Genomic DNA, 15,828 nt, shown 5'->3' on the forward strand with positions numbered 1-15,828 from the left:
ACGCGCCCGGCCTCGGACCCCGCTCCGGGACAAGCGGCCAGGTCCGCCCCGTAGGTCAGTGTTACCGCCGGGCTAGCGAGAGTCCCAAGGTCAGCGGGGAATGACCGCCTGCTTTCCAGCTGCGATGGAGATGCGCGTGATGGCGCGGCCGATGGTGTGCAGGCCGGGGGTGCGTTGGGGTGTCTTGCCCGCGGCGATTCGGTGCAATTGGTTGTTGTGCCAGGCGAGTTCGAGGTACCCGTCGGCGGGGCGGTATCCGAGGCGCGGCGCGCTCTTGGGCAGCGTGGGGGTGTGTCCGGCAAGGATCTGCCGCGGGTAGTCGGGGACGAAGGTCAGCGGGCGTCCGATCCCGATCATGTCGACGGTGCCATCCTCGACGATCGACTCCATCGCGCGGGGTACACGCAGTCCTCCGGTGAGGATGAGAGGAACAGTGGAGTGTCCGCGGATCTGGCGGGCGAAGTCGATGAAGTAGCCGTCTCCCGACTCATCGGATGCTTGGCCCACGGCGACGCCGGTCATAGCGGGCTGTTCGTAGCCGCCGCCGCTGATCTCGAGCAGGTCGATCCCGGCGTCAGCAAGGGCCAGAGCAACGTTGAGGGCCTGCTCATTGGTGAATCCACCACGCAGGAAGTCCGTGGAGTTCAGCTTGACGGCGACGGGGACCTCGTCGCCGACGGTCTCACGGACCGCCGCGACCGTCTCGAGCAGCAGTTTCATCCGGCGCTGTTCGTCGCCTCCCCACTCATCGTCGCGGAGGTTCGAAAGCGGCGAGAGGAACTGGGAGAGCAGGTACCCGTGGGCGGCGTGCACCTGAACCCCGTCGAAGCCTCCGGCGACGGCGAGTCCGGCGGTGCGCGCGAACTTGCGGATCAGCCGGTCGATGTCGGCGCCGGTCAACTCGCGTGGTTTGCGGATGTTGTAGCCGGGCACAGGGCTACGGCGTGCCGACGGTGCGACCGGCCGGCGGTTGAACGGTGAGACCGCGACCTTGCCGGGGTGGTTGATCTGCGCCCACATCTTGGCGGCGGTACCCGCAGTCGAACCGGTCCAGGCCCGGATGGCGTCGAGGTCGCGGGCGTCGTCGAGGATGACGTTGCCGGGTTCGGTGAGTGCGTCCCGGTCGATCATGATGTTCCCCGACAGCAACAGCCCGGCTCCGCCGCTGGCCCACACGGCGTAGAGCCGGCGGAGTTTGTCGCTTGCGGTGCCGTCGCGGTGGGCGAGTTGTTCACTCATCGCGGCCTTGGCGATCCGGTTCGGCAGGATCTGGCCGCAGGGCAGCCGGAAGGGTTCGGTGAGAATGGATTCGGTCATGATCACAGCACTCTCGGTCGAAGTCGGGTCAGGGAGAACAGCGGGGTCAGAGGGCGACGTGGGATCGGTGGCCTGCCAGCGGAGAGATTGACGCGGTGCAGCCGGGCCTCGAGAACGGAGCCGAGGCCCATCAGGTGGATCGGGTCGCGATCGGATCCGGCGAGCGAGAACTCGTCGAGGTGTACCCGTCGCGTTTCGATCGGATGCTCGCTGGGGGTGAATCCGACGATCCGTGGCAGGGCGAACCCGAGCGTGCCGGTCACGTTGCGGTGCGGCCGCCCGAGGATCGGCGGTGCGTCGGGGAGCGCTTCACCGAGAGTTCCGCGCATGGTTAGGAGATCGTGCCCGCGGCGGCTGGCTGTTGCCGCGATCGTGTCGCCGTCGCCGCTCCACTCGATCTCGCCGAGCTTCTTGGGGTAGCCGAGCAGTTCCCGTCCGAGGATCAGCGCGACGTCGTCGTCGAGAATCATCCACGGGCAGTGGATCCCGGTTCGTCGGCCGGCCTTGATGTGGACGAAGATTCCCGCCTCGTGATAGACCGACCCGTAGGAGCAGTCCGGGAACCACGCGGTGAACACGTCCGCTCGTCCGGGTGTGGCCGGACGTACGCCCGGTGGCAGCCAGCGACGCATCGTCGCGGTGTTGACTTCGACGGTGGCGGTGAAATAGTGGGCGTCGCGGTAGAGCAACCCACATGGTGGGCCCAGGCGCAGTGCTTGTTTGATGCTGCCCCGCAGTCCGTAGTCCTTGATGGCGGTGTCGGTCATCGGAGATCCCCGTACACCTTGCGCAGGATCGGGTTGAGGATCGAGCGCGGGGTGTACTTGCCGCCCACGTCCTGCAGCTTCGCGGTCGCGCCCGGTACGACTCGACGCTTGCCCGACTCGAGTCCGCGCACCGCGGCCTCAGCGGCCTGTTCCGCAGTCACCCACGCGAAGCCGGGCAGCCTCTTTTCGATCGCGCCGAGATCAGCGACCGCTCCGAACTCCGTCCGCACCGGTCCCGGAGCGAGCAGCGTGCACGTGACGCCGGTGCCGGCGAGCTCACCGTGGAGGGACTCGGACAAGGTGTTGGCGAACGCCTTGGTAGCGGCGTAGGTCGCATTGTTGGGGCTGGGCTGGTTCCCCGCGGTGGAGCCGGTGATGAGAATCCCTCCCGAGGATCGGCCGAGCATGCGCGGTAGGAGTGCCACCACGAAGTCGTGGACCGCAACGACGTTGAGCTCGACTTCCTCGTGCTCCCGGATGGCGTCGAGGTCGGCGATCGCTCCGTAGGTGGCGAAGCCGGCGTTCAGACAGGCCACCGAGATATCGCGATCGAGCAAGCGGCCGAGAAGAAGAGTCCGCGCAGAAGCGTCAGCGAGATCGCAGGCGTCGACATCGACGTCGACGATGTACCGAGTCTTCAACGTCTCGGCCAACGCGTGGAGGCGGTCCTCCCGTCGAGCGATGAGGATCAGCGAATGTCCGCGTCTGGCAAAAGATTCGGCGAGCGCTTCGCCGATTCCGCTGGATGCGCCGGTGATCACGACCCGGGAATCAGGGGTGGGAAGGGGGATGGTCATTGCGGTGTCAGCTCCTTGACAGAGGCGGCGAGAAGCGGGTTCGAGCGAGGGAATAGGACCGCGCGCACCTGGAGCAGTCGCAGTGCCTGACGGAGCAGCCTGATGTGGCTGAGGACTTCGGCCGAGCCGGCGAGCATCGTCGATCGGGCGGGGACCCACCGCGCGACGACATCGGCCAACGGCTCATCGAATCGGTCCTGCGCGGGAATCGCCTCGGCGAGAAAGGCCGCCCCCTGGGAGATGATCCGGCCCGCACCCGAACGCGGTGCGACGAGCCCCCACAGGTACAGGCTCGCGTAACGAGGCACCAGCACATGCTCGATCAGCAGCGGTTCCCCGTTCTCCCAGACGAACATCGACTCATCGAGCATCGGGAACCTGGTGCGGAAACCGGTCGCCCACACCACGGTGTCGTAGTCCGCGTGCGATCCGTCCTTGAAATGAACTGTGGCACCGTCGAACCGGTCGATCTCCGGGCGGGTGCGCACCTTGCCGTGTTGCAGCGCGTACATCAGCGAGGTGTTGACCGTGACGTCGCGGGTGAACAGCTTGTGGTCCGGGTGGCGTAGGCCGTACCGGCGGTAGTCGCCGTAGCTCAGCCGCAGCATCTGTTTGAACACCGCACGTTGCAGCGGCATCGGCCACCAGATGCGGTCGTACTCCGACGACGGAATCCCGAACATAGTCTTCGGGATGAACCAGTAGCCGCGCCGCATCGAGATGTCAGCGGTCCCGAAGGTGGCAGAGGCCTCGACGGCGATGTCGCTTGCGGAGTTTCCGGCGCCGACGACCAGCACCCTGCCCCCAGGGCCGAAGTCTTCGGGGCGCTTGTAGTCCTTGGAGTGCAGCACCGTCCCGGTGAACTCGCCCGGGTAGTCAGGGATGTTGCGTTGCCAGTAGTGGCCGTTCGCGATCGCCACAGCGCGATACCGTCGGACCTCACCCGAAGCCAGCTCGACGTACCAGCCGCTCGACCCGTTCGCGTCGACGGGCCGAACGCGCACGACTTCGGTGTCGAACTCGATGTTGTCGACCAACCCGAAATGCTCGACGTAGGACTGCAGGTAGGCCAGCATCTGCGCGCCGCTCGGGAAAGTCGGATAGTCCTCTGGCATCGGAAACTCGACATACTGCGTGGACTTCTTCGAACTGATCAGGTGGGTGGAGTCATACACCCCGTGCGACCAGTTGCCGCCCACCCGGTCGGTGGCCTCCAGCTGGTCATAGGCGATTCCCGCGCGCTTGAGCGCGAACGCCAGGCCGTTTCCTGCGTATCCCGCGCCGATCAGACACACACGATCCTGTCGGTCCTCGATGCTCACACTCACCCCGTCTCGGCTCTCCCCGGCCGCAGTTTGTTACACACGCTGTAGCTACAGTCGATGTAACATGCCGGACGGGAGCGCTCCCGTCAACACGATCGGATAGAGGCGTGACGATAGACACAACCCCACAGGCGGCTCGGCGTCCCTACGCCCCGCGCATGGCACCGGCGCAGCGGCGCGAACACCTACTCGACGCCGCGCTCCGCGTGATCGCCGAACACGGCGTGGGCAAGGTATCGATGGACTCGGTCGCCAAGCAGGCAGGCGTCACGCGCCCGGTCGTCTACAAGCATTTCGACGATACGAACGCACTCCTGCGCGCGTCACTGGTCCGCGAAGAGCAGCGTGCCGTGGCCCAGTACCGGGACGCCTTTCCCCCGGCGTCGTCGCAGATGGCCCTCACCGAGCGGCTGCGGACGCTCTACGCGAACCTGCTGAAGATGTTCGAGGCCTCCCCCGACTTGTGGCGGGCGATCCTTGTGCTGGCCGATAGCACCACGTCGGCGTTCCGAACCCGCCTCGAGCAAGGCCGCGAACTCGCCGCGAACAGCATTGAGGCGTTGCTCACCGCCCAGGCCGACGGTGACAGCCTGCCCCCAGACACCGATGTCGAACTACTGGCCCGCATGATGCTGTCGCTGATCCTGGAGTCGGGAAGGCTACTGCTGACCGACCCCGACAACTACCCACGCGAACGCCTCCTGGCCGGAGCCGACACCGCCGTCACGAGCCTGATCCGACCCTAGATTCCCATACAGTCCGGCACCGCCCCTTCACGGTCGTCTCGGTGATCACCCTGCACGACGCGTTCTTGTAGTCCGGGCCGTTGTCGCCGCACAAAAACCGGATGTGACTGTACCCCGGTGCCGCGCAAGACGATTCGACTTGGGGAAGCGTACAGGTGGGCCTGGGCCAGCGACGGGGTGGAGGCCTGAGGCCGCTGCTCCGCTGGGCTTTCCAGACCGAGTTGAGCTGCGGGTTCAGCGCATCAGGAGAGCCGCGAACTCATCCGAGAAGTAGGACCCAAGTGACGTACCCGATGAAGGGGCGTCGCCCCCAGCCTCGATTCGGCAGGGGGCGACTCAATCAAGTCAGGTTTAGGCGCTGGCAGGCAGGTATTGCTGCGCCAGTTGATGACGTGCGCGCTTCTCGACGAACAACGGGACGAAATCACGTATCGGGCGGAGCTCGAACCGGACATGGGCCGCGGCGACCGCGGTGTCGACATCGGTGGGCGCGACCCCCGGAAACTCCTGGATTAGTCTGCGCTTCACCTCTGCCAGAGCTGTTTGCTCAGTAATCTCAGCCATCGAGTACCAGCATCCGCGCCGTCCTGTCGCCCGTCAACCAACGAGTCGATGAACAGTCGGACGGGTGCACTCCGTCGAGCTTGGACCTGCCGTCTGGACCGTCCTGCACCGCCGACGTCGGATTAGCCGCCGGCCTGCTGGTCTTCCGAAGTTTCGCCGACGGTTGAGTCGCCGCTTCCGGCCACGATGTCAGCGTCATCGACGAAGACGAGGTTCCCGGTGTCGAGGGATACGGCCCAGCGGCGTGCAGCATCAGCGATGCGCTCGTCACCAATGTCAACAGGCAGACCGGCGTCGGTACCGAAATCCTCGACGACCACCCCGGCTTGTTCCTCGGCGGTACCCGGGTATATCCGTGCCCGGTCACCAACGCCCAACCCCACGTCGTCAGCAACCTGATTGGGCTTGCCAGACTCGTCCTCATTTTCCACGCCGAGAAACCTACTCTGTTGACGACACAGTTTGCAGGACGCGAACACCTCGGCACCGGAAGCGATACCCGACCAACGTCTCCTGTCGAGGGAAGTCGTTAGCTGCGGCCGAAGCAGGATGGGTAGCGCTCCGCACGACGACTACGCCGCGTGCGCCCTCAGCGCCCCTTGGCCTGGTGGAGTCTGAGGCCCCACCCATTGCCGGGTGACGGGGGCGAGACTGAGAGGCGCGAAGTGCACACCTGCCCCGGCACAAGCCAGGGCGGGCACGGTCACGCGTGAGGGGTGGAGTCGTCCTCGACCTCGTCAGGGGACATTTCCTCGCGGTACCACTCATGTTCGGGAGAGGGCCGGAACGCCAACCAGCCAACAGGGAGATCGGCCAACTCACGCAGCGACGGGTCGGCACCGACCACGCACCCCATGCACGCGAGCTTGATCTCCCGGACCGGGTCCGGAGTCTCACACACGAACTGCCATTCACCTTGGTGATCGTGGAACACAGTCAGGACCGGTAGGCCGTCCTCGAGGACCTGACGGGTGGTGAAGGCCGCGATGTTGACCGGAGTAGCAAAGGGCCAGTCGGATTCATCCACGCATGCCATAACGTGAATCGTAATCTCAGCAAACTCCACGTGCGCGTCGAACGGCCAGCGCGGGGTCAATCGCCGCCGGGCTCGCCCCGTCAGGCGATGAGGCTCTCGAGTGCGGGATCGGCGAACAGCGCCGTCGGGATCCCGAGAACCTGCTTGGGGCGGACTCGCAGCACGATCAGCGCACCGGCCGGGCGGACCGAGATGATGTTGCTGCGGTCGATGACCAGAGTGGACGCCGGGGTGTCGATACGGATTCGGGATTCATCGCCGCCGGCGGCCCACCGTGAGCCGGTGCGCAGAACTCGCCGGTTCGGGACGTAGGCGCACACCAGACTCGTCACGACAGCGAACGCCGCGTAAACCACAGCCGCCGCCGCGACTATCACGGACCCGACCAGCCACCCGCTGCCGTTGACTACGCACACCCCGGCGACGATCGCCGCGACCACCGTCGTGAATGTCAGCAGCCGTTTCCACAGCGCGGGTTGCCGCAGAATCGACAACGTCGCCCGGCGCGCGTCGCCGGGCCGAGCGGTCCACTCCGTGGTGGCCTTGGGGATCTGATCCACGCTGCCGGTCACGAACGCAGTCTGACACGGCGGTCGGGGACACCACCACGCCGTAGCCTCGATGCATGGAGCACCGGATCTTCGGCACCGCCGTCGCCGCGGTGTACCCGCACTATCTGGCGAAGATGCAGCGCAAGGGCCGCACCCAGGCCGAACTCGACGAGGCGATCTGCTGGCTGACCGGGTTCGACGAGACGGCGCTGCGGGGCCACCTCGATGACGAGACCACGTTCTCGGAGTTCTTCGCCGACGCCTCGCTGAACCCGAACGCCTCGCTGATTACCGGCGTCGTGTGCGGGGTGAAGGTGCAGGAAGTCGAGGATCCGCTGATGCGGAAGATCCGCTACCTGGACAAGCTCGTCGACGAACTCGCCCGCGGCAAGCCGATGAGCAAGGTGCTGCGCACGGCGTAGTCGGGATCCCCCAAGCGACCTATTTCCGGCCCCGCTGCCACCGACAGACCACGTGGTCGAGGTCGGTCGCGCTTGCTTCGCAGCGGGTGAGGTAGCTGGGGAACCGTGCCATGTGTCGGTCCCATCGTGCGTTCGGGTAATGACCCAGTTCGCGGGACGACACTCCGACTCCTCGCCGCGGGGATTCCACGGCGGTTGTGTCGAAAAGAGTCAGCTTTCAGTAGTGCCTGGCGTCCGGCCCAACGCCGGAAACCACCACTGATGGCGGTGGCGGAGGGATTTGAACCCCCGGACGGTGTTAGCCGTCTCTCGCTTTCAAGGCGAGTGCATTAGGCCGCTCTGCCACGCCACCGCCGACAAGAGTACGGGTTTCACACCCGACCGATGTGGGCGGGAGGCGATCCGTTCTTCAGTGCGACGCTGATCCGGCGACAGTTCTCCCCCATCGCCGCGATCTGCGGACGCGAGAGCCTGCCGAGGAAGTGTGACCGGACACCCTGCCCGTAGGTCACCATCGCCTCACGAACAGCGGCCCTGCCCTCTTCGGTGATCGTGGCGACCACCCCGCGCCCGTCGTCGGGACTGGCACACCTGGTCACCAGGTTCTGGACTTCCAGCCGCCGGATCTGCCGGGTCACCCGGCTGGGCAGTGACATCAGCCGTTCGGCCAAGTCACCCATCCGGGCCGACCCGGTCGATGACTTGTCCAAGATGTCGAGCAGGCGCACATCATTGAGGGTGAGGTGATGTGCGTCCACCAGCGACCGGTTCAAGGTCGCATACATTCGCAAGGCCGAGTCGAGGTAGTTCTGCCATGACCTCTGCTCGGCGATGTCCAGGCCCGGCATGTCACCCGCCGTGCGCCCCGCAATCATCCCCGCCATGGGCGCAATCGTAAGGGACGTCAGTATTGCTGCGCTTGGGAAACAGCATGCTTGTAGCGTGGAAATAATGCATGCAATTGTCGCCTCCGTTAACGGCCATCTGACCTGGGAAAATGTCGCTGATATCGAAGCAGCAAACGAAGAAGTTCTGATCCGCGTTCACGCCGCGGGCGTCAATCGCGCCGACCTGCTCCAGGCCGCGGGCAAGTATCCGCCCCCGCCAGGCGCCAGTGAGGTCATCGGATTGGAGGTGTCGGGCACCGTCGCCGCCCTCGGCTCGAATGTTACCGACTGGTCAGTTGGGCAACCCGTGTGCGCATTGCTCGCAGGCGGCGGTTACGCCGAGTATGTCGCCGTACCCGCCGCACAGGTGCTGCCATTGCCCGATGGCGTTGCTTTCAACGATGCCGCCGGACTGCCCGAGGTGGCCTGCACGGTGTGGTCGAACCTCGTCATGACCGCAGGGTTGACACCCGGTCATCTCGTCCTCTTGCACGGCGGTGCGAGCGGCATCGGCACCCACGCAATTCAGGTGGCCCACGCGCTCGGCGCGCGCGTCGCGGTGACGGCCGGCTCCGCCGACAAGCTCGCGCTGTGCCGTGAACTGGGCGCCGACATCACCATCAACTATCGCGACGAGGACTTCGTCGAGCGGGTCCGGGCCGAGACCGGCGGCGCGGGGGCCGACGTGATCCTCGACATCATGGGAGCGGCCTACCTGGACCGCAATGTGGACGCCCTGGCCACCGGCGGACGCCTGGTGATCATCGGCATGCAGGGCGGCATCAAGGCCGAACTGAACATCGCCAAGCTGCTCGGCAAGCGGGCCGGGGTCATCGCCACCTCGCTGCGCCCCCGGCCGGTGGACGGACCGGGCGGCAAGGGGGAGATCGTCCGTGCGGTGCTCGACAACGTCTGGCCGATGATCGCCGACGGACGGGTACGTCCGATCATCGGCGCCGAACTGCCCATTCAGCAGGCCCAGCGGGCCCACGAACTGCTGGCTTCGGGTGAGGTGTCGGGGAAGATCGTGCTTACCGTCTAGCCCACCGCGACGGGAGGAGCAATCAGCCCAGCGAGGCCAGTGCCCGCACGAGCTGGTCGACCTCGGCGCCCGTCGAGTAGTGGGACAGCCCGACGGTCACCGCGCCGCCGATGTCGTTCACACCGATCACGTCGAGCACGCGGGAGCTGGCATTCGAGATCGCCAGGATGCCGTTGTCGGCCAACCGCTGCACCACCCGCTCGGCCGGGATGTCGCGCACCACGAAACTGAGCACCGGAATCTGCGACTCCGGCCTGCCGATCACCATCACCAACGGCAACGAGCGCAGCGAGGTCACCAGGTACTCGAAAAGGCGGTCCAGATACGCGCCGGCCGACTGCATCGAGACGGTGAGCCTTTCGCGGCGCGAGCCGCTGGCCGTGTCGTCGAGGTTGGACAGGTACTCGATGCTGGCGACCACGCCGCCGAGCAGTCCGTACTGATGCGCGCCCACCTCGAGGCGGGCCGGACCCGTCGCCTGCGGGTTCAACGACACCGAGGCCAACGAATCGATCGTCGAGGGGTCGCGGAACACCAGGGCGCCGATCGGCGGGCCGCCCCACGGCACAGCGTTGAGGGCGACCACATCGGCATCGATCTCGTTGATGTCGATCAGCCGGTACGGAGCTGCGGCCGAGTGGTCGACGACGACCATGCCGCCTACCTCGTGGGTGAGCTTGGTCACCTCACCCAGGTCGGTGATGGTTCCCAGGGTCGACGAGGCCGACGCGATGGCCACCAGGCGGGTGGGCTTGTCGATCAGCCCTTCCCACTGCCAGGCCGGGAGCTCACCGGTCTCGATATCGACCTCGGCCCACTTGACCTTGGCGCCATAGCGATTCGCCGCCCGCAACCACGGCGCGATGTTCGCCTCGTCATCCAGGCGGGTGACCACCACCTCGTAGCCGAGCCCGACCCGGCTCGAGGAGGCCTCGGCCAGCGCGGTCAGCAGCTGGGCCCGGTCCGCGCCCAGGACCACGCCCCGCGGATCCGCGTTGACCAGATCTGCGATGGCCTGGCGGGCTGCGGTGAGAACGGCCGCGCTGCGGCGTGCCGATGGGTGCGGTCCCACAGCGGTGGGCATCGAGCCGCGGAAGGCGGTAGAAACCGTCGTCGCGACCGAATCGGGCACCAACATGCCGTTCTGGGCATCGAAGTGGACCCACCCATCGCCCAATGACGGATGCAAGCCACGCACCCGGGCGACGTCGTATGCCATGCCAGCCACCTTAGAGCGTCCGCAAATATCACAAACCGACACGATTTGGTGAGCGCCCGACCGCACGTTTGCACTTCCGAGACCATGCTCGGACCGGGTCACCCTGGGCAGCCATACTAGTCCAGTGGGCTTCGGGTTCGGAGTGCTAATCGCACTGTTGTTGCTGGTGATCCCCGGGGCACTGATAGCCAGGGCGGGCGGACTGACCGCGTCGACGGCGGTCGCAGTGGGTCCAGCCTTGACCTACGGCACCGTCGCGCTGACGATCGTTCCGCTCGGGGCCGTCGGTGTGCCGTGGAACGCGTGGACGGCGTTGTTTGCTGTAGCCGTCGTTTCCGCCATTGCGGCGGGGTTGCGGAGGGTGCTGGCCCGCTACCGTGACCGCGATGCCGAGGCATCGGGCCTGTCGCGGCGGCCGGCCCTGGTGGTTGCGGCGGGAGTGCTGCTGGGGGCCGCGCTGATCGCCGCCGCCGCGTTCGCCGGACTGCCGCACTGGCAATCCATCCCCAGCACCTGGGACTCGGTGTGGCACGCCAACACCATCCGGTGGATCCTCGACACCGGCCAGGCCTCACCCACCCACATGGGCGAGCTGCGCAACGTGGAGACCCATGAGGCGCTCTACTACCCGTCGGCCTTCCACGCGCTGGCCGCCGTCTACTGCCAGCTCACCGGCGCCGCCGCGACCACCGCCTACACCGTGAGTTCGGTCACCGCCGCCGTGTGGCTGTTCCCGGTCAGCGCCGCGGTGCTGACGTGGAAGATGGTCCGCCCGCACGCCTGCGAGATGCGCACCGCCGTCGCCGCGGCCACCGCGGCAGCGCTCACCGCGTCGTTCACCGCGGTGCCCTACGTCGAATTCGATGTGGCGGCAATGCCCAACCTGGTCGCCTACGGGCTCGCCGTGCCGGTGTTCGCCCTGATCATCTCGACACCGGCGCACCGCGACCGCATCGGTCTGGCCGTGCTCGCGACTGTCGGCGTCTTCTCGGTGCACCTCACCGGCGGTGTGGTGACCGTGCTGCTGGTCGGCGTCTGGTGGCTGGTGGAAGCGCTGTGGCACCCGGTGCGCAGCCGGCTGACCGACTTCCTGGCGCTGGCCGCCGTCGCGCTGCCGACCCTGCTGATCATGCTTCCCCAGTTTCTCGGGGTCCTTCAGCAAGCCGACATCATCGTGGGCCACGCCTTCGTCAACCACCTCGGCAAGAAGCACTCGCTGTTCGCGGCGATCGTCCAGCACACCCGCCACCTCAACGACTTCCCGATCCAGAACGCACTCATCGCGCTGGCCGCCATCGGCGGACTGGTCATGCTGGTCAAGAAGATCTGGTGGCCGCTGGCCGTGTGGCTGCTCCTCATCGCGTCGATCGTGCATTCCGGCGCACCGTTCGGGGGACCGCTGGGCGTCATCACCGGCAAGTTCAGCGACCTGTTCTACAGCGACCCGCGTCGCTTGTCGGCCGTCGTCGCGATGCTGTACGCACCCATGGCGGCGATCGGCCTGTGCGCACTGGTCCTGCTGGGCGCCGCTGCCCTGCGCCGAACCGGTGCCCGCCCGGCCTGGATCCGCGCGACGGCCGCCGTCGCGCTGGTCGCCACCACGGTGGGGCTGGCCTGGCACTACTTCCCCCGGCACAAGTACCTGTTCGGGCAGAAGTACGACTCGGTGATGATCGACGCCAAGGACCTGGAGGCCTTCGCCTACCTGGCCACGCTGCCCGACGCCCGCACCACGCTGATCGGCGACGCCAACACCGACGGCACCGCCTGGATGTACGCGGTGTCAGGGCTACACCCGCTGTGGACCCACTACGACTACCCCATGCAACAGGGCCCCGGGTACAACCGGTTCATCTTCTGGGCCTACGCCGACGACGCGGACACCGATCCGAGGGTTGCCGAGGCAGTCGAGGCGCTCAACATCCGCTATGTGCTCACCAGCACCCCGGTGGTTCGAGGGTTCGTCATGCCCGACGGGCTAGTGTCGCTAGACAGCTCACGGTCGTGGGAGAAGATCTACGACAACGGTGAGGACCGCATCTACCGCTGGCGCGGAGAGAACGCGGCCACCAGGGCGACAAACTGACACGACCCAGAACTGACGAGATCCAAGGGAAGGCAATGACGATCAACCCCGACGATGACAACATCGAGATCCTGGCGAGCACGCCTGATGAGACCGATGCCGACGCGGACGGCAAGTCGCTGACAGACCTCGTCGAACAACCGGCGAAGGTCATGCGCATCGGCACCATGATCAAGCAACTGCTGGAAGAGGTGCGCGCGGCTCCGCTCGACGACGCCAGCCGGGAGCGGCTACGCGACATCCACCGCACCAGCATCCACGAACTCGAGGACGGTCTGGCCCCCGAGCTGCGTGAAGAACTCGAGCGGCTGACGCTGCCCTTCACCGAGGACAATGTGCCGTCGGACGCCGAACTGCGCATCGCGCAGGCGCAGCTGGTGGGCTGGCTGGAAGGCCTGTTCCACGGCATCCAGACGGCGTTGTTCGCCCAGCAGATGGCCGCCCGCGCACAGCTCGAGCAGATGCGCCAGGGCGCCCTTCCGCCAGGGCTGCAGGTCCCCGGCGGACAGCGCGGCGGGCCGTCCCATCCCGGCACCGGTCAGTACTTGTAGGCCTGAGTTGTCTGATCCGTACATCTCGACGCGCGAAGCATGGGTGGAGTTCCCCATCTTCGACGCCAAGACGCGTTCGCTGAAGAAGGCGTTCCTCGGCAAGGCCGGCGGCGCCATCGGGCGCAACGAGTCCAACGTCGTCGTCATCGAGGCGCTCCGCGACATCACGATGTCACTGAAAATGGGTGACCGGGTCGGGTTGGTCGGCCACAACGGCGCGGGCAAATCCACACTGCTGCGGCTGCTTTCGGGCATCTACGAGCCGACCCGCGGCTCTGCCACGGTCAGCGGCCGGGTGGCCCCGGTGTTCGACCTCGGCGTCGGGATGGACCCGGAGATCTCGGGTTTCGAGAACATCATCATCCGCGGGCTGTTCCTCGGGCAGACCCGCAAGCAGATGCTGGCCAAGGTCGACGAGATCGCGGAGTTCACCGAACTCGGCGAGTACCTGTCGATGCCGCTCCGCACCTATTCGACCGGCATGCGGGTGCGCCTGGCTATGGGCGTGGTCACCAGCATCGACCCCGAGATCCTGCTGCTCGACGAAGGCATCGGTGCGGTCGATGCGGAGTTCCTGAAGAAGGCGCAGTCACGGCTGCAGAGCCTGGTCGAGCGGTCCGGAATCCTGGTGTTCGCAAGCCATTCCAATGAGTTCCTGGCCCGGCTCTGCAAGACCGCGATGTGGATCGACCACGGCACCATCAAGATGACCGGCGGCATCGAAGAAGTCGTCGGCGCCTACGAGGGACCGGACGCTGCGCGTCACGTGCGCGAGGTGTTGGAGGAAACGGCCCGTGGAGCCTGAATCCGTCGTCGCGGTGATCGTGACGCACCGGCGTCGGGAACTGCTGACCAAGTCCCTTGCCGCAGTGGTGAACCAGGATCGCAGACCCGACCACCTGATCGTCGTCGACAACGACGACGACGAGGCCGTGCGCGATCTGGTCCTCGGCCAGCCGGTGCCGGCCACCTATCTCGGTTCCCGCCGAAACCTCGGCGGCGCAGGCGGTTTCGCACTGGGCATGCTGCACGCCCTGGCTCAGGGTGCCGACTGGATCTGGCTGGCCGACGACGACGGCCGCCCCGCCGACGACACCGTGCTGTCCACCCTGCTGGCCTGCGCCGAGCAGTACACCCTGGCAGAGGTCTCGCCCATGGTGTGCAACCTCGACGATCCCGAACGATTGGCGTTCCCGCTGCGCCGAGGACTGGTGTGGCGGCGGTTTGTCAGCGAATTGCGCACCGAGAGTACGAGCGACGTGCTGCCCGGCATCGCGTCGCTGTTCAATGGCGCCCTGTTCCGGGCCGCCACGGTCGAGGCCGTCGGTGTCCCGGATCTGCGCCTGTTCGTCCGCGGCGACGAGGTCGAACTGCACCGGCGCCTGGTGCGCTCCGGCCTGCCGTTCGGAACATGCTTGACCGCAAGCTATCTGCACCCGTGCGGCACCGACGAGTTCAAACCGATCCTCGGCGGCCGGATGCACACTCAGTACCCCGACGACGAGACCAAACGGTTCTTCACCTACCGCAACCGTGGCTACCTGCTGTCCCAGCCGGGGTTGCGCAAACTCCTGCCCCAGGAGTGGGTCCGGTTCGGCTGGTACTTTCTGGTGTCCCGACGCGACCCCGCGGGTCTGCGCGAATGGATTCGCCTGCGGCGGTTGGGCAGGAGCGAAAGGTTCCAGAGATGACATTCACCGACGCGGCGTCCGAGTCCAAGACCATGACCCGGGCCGTACGCGATCTCACCGAAGGCTTCAGCAAGCGCGAACTGTGGCTGCATCTGGGCTGGCAGGACATCAAGCAGCGCTACCGGCGCAGCGTGCTCGGACCGTTCTGGATCACGATCGCCACCGGCACCACCGCAGTGGCGATGGGCCTGCTGTACTCGAAGCTGTTCAAGCTGCCACTCGAGGAGCACCTGCCCTACGTCACGCTCGGCCTGATCATCTGGAACCTGATCAACGCCTCGATCCTCGAAGGCGCCGACGTCTTCATCGCCAACGAAGGTCTGATCAAACAACTTCCGACGCCGTTGTCGGTCCACGTCTACCGGCTGGTGTGGCGGCAGTTGATCCTGTTCGGCCACAACATCGTCATCTTCGTGGTCATCGCGATCATCTATCCGAAACCGTGGAAGTGGACCGATCTGGCGGTCATCCCCGCGCTGGCGCTGATCGTGCTGAACTGCGTATGGGTGTCGATCTGTTTCGGCATCCTCGCCACCCGATACCGCGACATCGGGCCGCTGCTGGCCTCGGTGGTGCAGCTGCTGTTCTTCATGACACCCATCATCTGGAACGAGTCGACGCTGCAGCAGCAGGGCGCCGGATCCTGGGCCAAGATCGTCGAGATCAACCCGCTGCTGCACTATCTGGATATCGTGCGCGCACCATTGCTGGGCGCCGATCAGGAAGTGCGGCACTGGGTGGTGGTGCTGGCACTCACGGCGATCGGGTGGACGTTCGCGGCGTTGGCCATGCGCCAGTACCGCGCACGCGTCCCGTACTGGGTCTGA

Annotated in this window: 18 protein-coding genes and 1 tRNA gene; 8 read left to right on the plus strand and 11 right to left on the minus strand. The window is 66.3% G+C overall.

The annotated features are described in order from the left end of the window. Window positions 1–90: 90 nt before the first annotated feature. The 4 genes from EH231_RS21580 to EH231_RS21595 are packed head-to-tail and all read right to left on the minus strand — an operon-like array spanning window position 91 to window position 4,203. Window positions 91–1,317 (minus strand): oxidoreductase, encoded by a 1,227-nt coding sequence (locus tag EH231_RS21580; RefSeq protein ID WP_124713307.1) that lies wholly within the window; start codon window positions 1,315–1,317, stop codon window positions 91–93. A gap of 2 nt (window positions 1,318–1,319) precedes the next feature. Further along, a complete protein-coding gene (locus EH231_RS21585) occupies window positions 1,320–2,084 on the minus strand; it encodes an acetoacetate decarboxylase family protein (protein ID WP_124713308.1) in 765 nt (254 codons plus the stop codon). Continuing rightward, window positions 2,081–2,881 carry an SDR family NAD(P)-dependent oxidoreductase gene (locus EH231_RS21590; protein WP_124713309.1) on the minus strand — a complete coding sequence of 267 codons (801 nt, stop codon included), beginning with the start codon at window positions 2,879–2,881 and terminating at the stop codon, window positions 2,081–2,083. Before EH231_RS21590 ends, EH231_RS21585 begins: the two co-directional genes overlap by 4 nt. Next, entirely contained in the window at window positions 2,878–4,203 is a 1,326-nt protein-coding gene (locus EH231_RS21595; protein ID WP_164480975.1) for a flavin-containing monooxygenase, read from the minus strand. Before EH231_RS21595 ends, EH231_RS21590 begins: the two co-directional genes overlap by 4 nt. Before the next feature lie 110 nt (window positions 4,204–4,313). Between EH231_RS21595 and EH231_RS21600 the strand changes: the two genes are divergently transcribed. Then, window positions 4,314–4,952: a TetR/AcrR family transcriptional regulator gene (locus EH231_RS21600; protein ID WP_124713310.1), complete on the plus strand. Its 639-nt coding sequence runs from the start codon at window positions 4,314–4,316 to the stop codon at window positions 4,950–4,952. Window positions 4,953–5,303: 351 nt separating this feature from the next. Here EH231_RS21600 and EH231_RS21605 read toward each other — a convergent pair whose 3' ends face one another. From EH231_RS21605 to EH231_RS21620, 4 genes are all read right to left on the minus strand, one after another. Then, the gene (locus EH231_RS21605) at window positions 5,304–5,480 is read right to left on the minus strand and encodes a three-helix bundle dimerization domain-containing protein (RefSeq protein ID WP_241177785.1); all 177 of its coding nucleotides are present in this window, start codon (window positions 5,478–5,480) and stop codon (window positions 5,304–5,306) included. Window positions 5,481–5,638: 158 nt separating this feature from the next. Then, window positions 5,639–5,947: a hypothetical protein gene (locus EH231_RS21610; protein ID WP_338134342.1), complete on the minus strand. Its 309-nt coding sequence runs from the start codon at window positions 5,945–5,947 to the stop codon at window positions 5,639–5,641. A 272-nt stretch (window positions 5,948–6,219) separates the two neighbouring features. Continuing rightward, window positions 6,220–6,552, minus strand: coding sequence for a hypothetical protein (locus tag EH231_RS21615; protein ID WP_124713312.1), 333 nt, complete (start codon window positions 6,550–6,552; stop codon window positions 6,220–6,222). Between the two features lie 80 nt (window positions 6,553–6,632). Next, on the minus strand, window positions 6,633–7,124 hold the full coding sequence (locus EH231_RS21620) for a hypothetical protein (protein WP_124713313.1): 492 nt from the start codon (window positions 7,122–7,124) through the stop codon (window positions 6,633–6,635). 53 nt (window positions 7,125–7,177) lie between these two features. Between EH231_RS21620 and EH231_RS21625 the strand changes: the two genes are divergently transcribed. Beyond that, the gene (locus EH231_RS21625) at window positions 7,178–7,525 is read left to right on the plus strand and encodes a DUF2200 domain-containing protein (protein ID WP_124713314.1); all 348 of its coding nucleotides are present in this window, start codon (window positions 7,178–7,180) and stop codon (window positions 7,523–7,525) included. Window positions 7,526–7,787: 262 nt separating this feature from the next. Here EH231_RS21625 and EH231_RS21630 read toward each other — a convergent pair. Together EH231_RS21630 and EH231_RS21635 are read right to left on the minus strand one after the other, a co-directional pair. Next, a tRNA-Ser gene (locus EH231_RS21630) sits at window positions 7,788–7,877 on the minus strand. Window positions 7,878–7,896: 19 nt separating this feature from the next. After that, window positions 7,897–8,409 carry a MarR family winged helix-turn-helix transcriptional regulator gene (locus EH231_RS21635; protein WP_064957336.1) on the minus strand — a complete coding sequence of 171 codons (513 nt, stop codon included), beginning with the start codon at window positions 8,407–8,409 and terminating at the stop codon, window positions 7,897–7,899. Between the two features lie 67 nt (window positions 8,410–8,476). Here EH231_RS21635 and EH231_RS21640 point away from each other — a divergent pair, with 67 nt between their 5' ends. Continuing rightward, complete coding sequence (locus EH231_RS21640) at window positions 8,477–9,454, plus strand: NAD(P)H-quinone oxidoreductase (protein WP_090429961.1); 978 nt, start codon at window positions 8,477–8,479, stop codon at window positions 9,452–9,454. Window positions 9,455–9,476: 22 nt separating this feature from the next. Here the strand turns inward: EH231_RS21640 and EH231_RS21645 are convergent, their stop codons facing one another. Further along, the gene (locus EH231_RS21645; protein ID WP_090429959.1) at window positions 9,477–10,673 is read right to left on the minus strand and encodes a cysteine desulfurase-like protein; all 1,197 of its coding nucleotides are present in this window, start codon (window positions 10,671–10,673) and stop codon (window positions 9,477–9,479) included. 124 nt (window positions 10,674–10,797) lie between these two features. Here EH231_RS21645 and EH231_RS21650 point away from each other — a divergent pair, with 124 nt between their 5' ends. Genes EH231_RS21650 through wzm form a run of 5 tightly spaced genes read left to right on the plus strand, consistent with a single transcriptional unit; the run spans window position 10,798 to window position 15,828 of the window. Then, entirely contained in the window at window positions 10,798–12,759 is a 1,962-nt protein-coding gene (locus EH231_RS21650; RefSeq protein ID WP_090429957.1) for a DUF6541 family protein, read from the plus strand. Window positions 12,760–12,794: 35 nt separating this feature from the next. Then, window positions 12,795–13,310, plus strand: coding sequence for a bacterial proteasome activator family protein (locus tag EH231_RS21655; RefSeq protein ID WP_090429955.1), 516 nt, complete (start codon window positions 12,795–12,797; stop codon window positions 13,308–13,310). A gap of 7 nt (window positions 13,311–13,317) precedes the next feature. Beyond that, entirely contained in the window at window positions 13,318–14,115 is a 798-nt protein-coding gene (gene wzt / locus EH231_RS21660) for a galactan export ABC transporter ATP-binding subunit Wzt/RfbE (protein ID WP_090429953.1), read from the plus strand. After that, on the plus strand, window positions 14,105–15,001 hold the full coding sequence (glfT1, locus tag EH231_RS21665) for a galactofuranosyltransferase GlfT1 (protein WP_124713315.1): 897 nt from the start codon (window positions 14,105–14,107) through the stop codon (window positions 14,999–15,001). The genes wzt and glfT1 overlap by 11 nt, the downstream gene beginning before the upstream one ends. Continuing rightward, window positions 14,998–15,828 carry a galactan export ABC transporter permease subunit Wzm/RfbD gene (wzm, locus tag EH231_RS21670; protein WP_090429950.1) on the plus strand — a complete coding sequence of 277 codons (831 nt, stop codon included), beginning with the start codon at window positions 14,998–15,000 and terminating at the stop codon, window positions 15,826–15,828. The genes glfT1 and wzm overlap by 4 nt, the downstream gene beginning before the upstream one ends.

This window comes from Mycolicibacterium nivoides, assembly GCF_003855255.1.
Taxonomy (GTDB): domain Bacteria; phylum Actinomycetota; class Actinomycetes; order Mycobacteriales; family Mycobacteriaceae; genus Mycobacterium; species Mycobacterium nivoides.

Bases quoted from the DNA above. Each gene is read 5' to 3' on its own strand.
- EH231_RS21645 (WP_090429959.1), bottom strand. From the start codon at position 10,673: ATGGCATACGACGTCGCCCGGGTGCGTGGCTTGCATCCGTCATTGGGC.
- EH231_RS21590 (WP_124713309.1), bottom strand. From the start codon at position 2,881: ATGACCATCCCCCTTCCCACCCCTGATTCCCGGGTCGTGATCACCGGC.
- EH231_RS21655 (WP_090429955.1), top strand. From the start codon at position 12,795: ATGACGATCAACCCCGACGATGACAACATCGAGATCCTGGCGAGCACG.
- EH231_RS21615 (WP_124713312.1), bottom strand. From the start codon at position 6,552: ATGGCATGCGTGGATGAATCCGACTGGCCCTTTGCTACTCCGGTCAAC.
- EH231_RS21580 (WP_124713307.1), bottom strand. From the start codon at position 1,317: ATGACCGAATCCATTCTCACCGAACCCTTCCGGCTGCCCTGCGGCCAG.
- EH231_RS21635 (WP_064957336.1), bottom strand. From the start codon at position 8,409: ATGGCGGGGATGATTGCGGGGCGCACGGCGGGTGACATGCCGGGCCTG.
- wzm (WP_090429950.1), top strand. From the start codon at position 14,998: ATGACATTCACCGACGCGGCGTCCGAGTCCAAGACCATGACCCGGGCC.
- EH231_RS21625 (WP_124713314.1), top strand. From the start codon at position 7,178: ATGGAGCACCGGATCTTCGGCACCGCCGTCGCCGCGGTGTACCCGCAC.
- EH231_RS21585 (WP_124713308.1), bottom strand. From the start codon at position 2,084: ATGACCGACACCGCCATCAAGGACTACGGACTGCGGGGCAGCATCAAA.
- EH231_RS21640 (WP_090429961.1), top strand. From the start codon at position 8,477: ATGCATGCAATTGTCGCCTCCGTTAACGGCCATCTGACCTGGGAAAAT.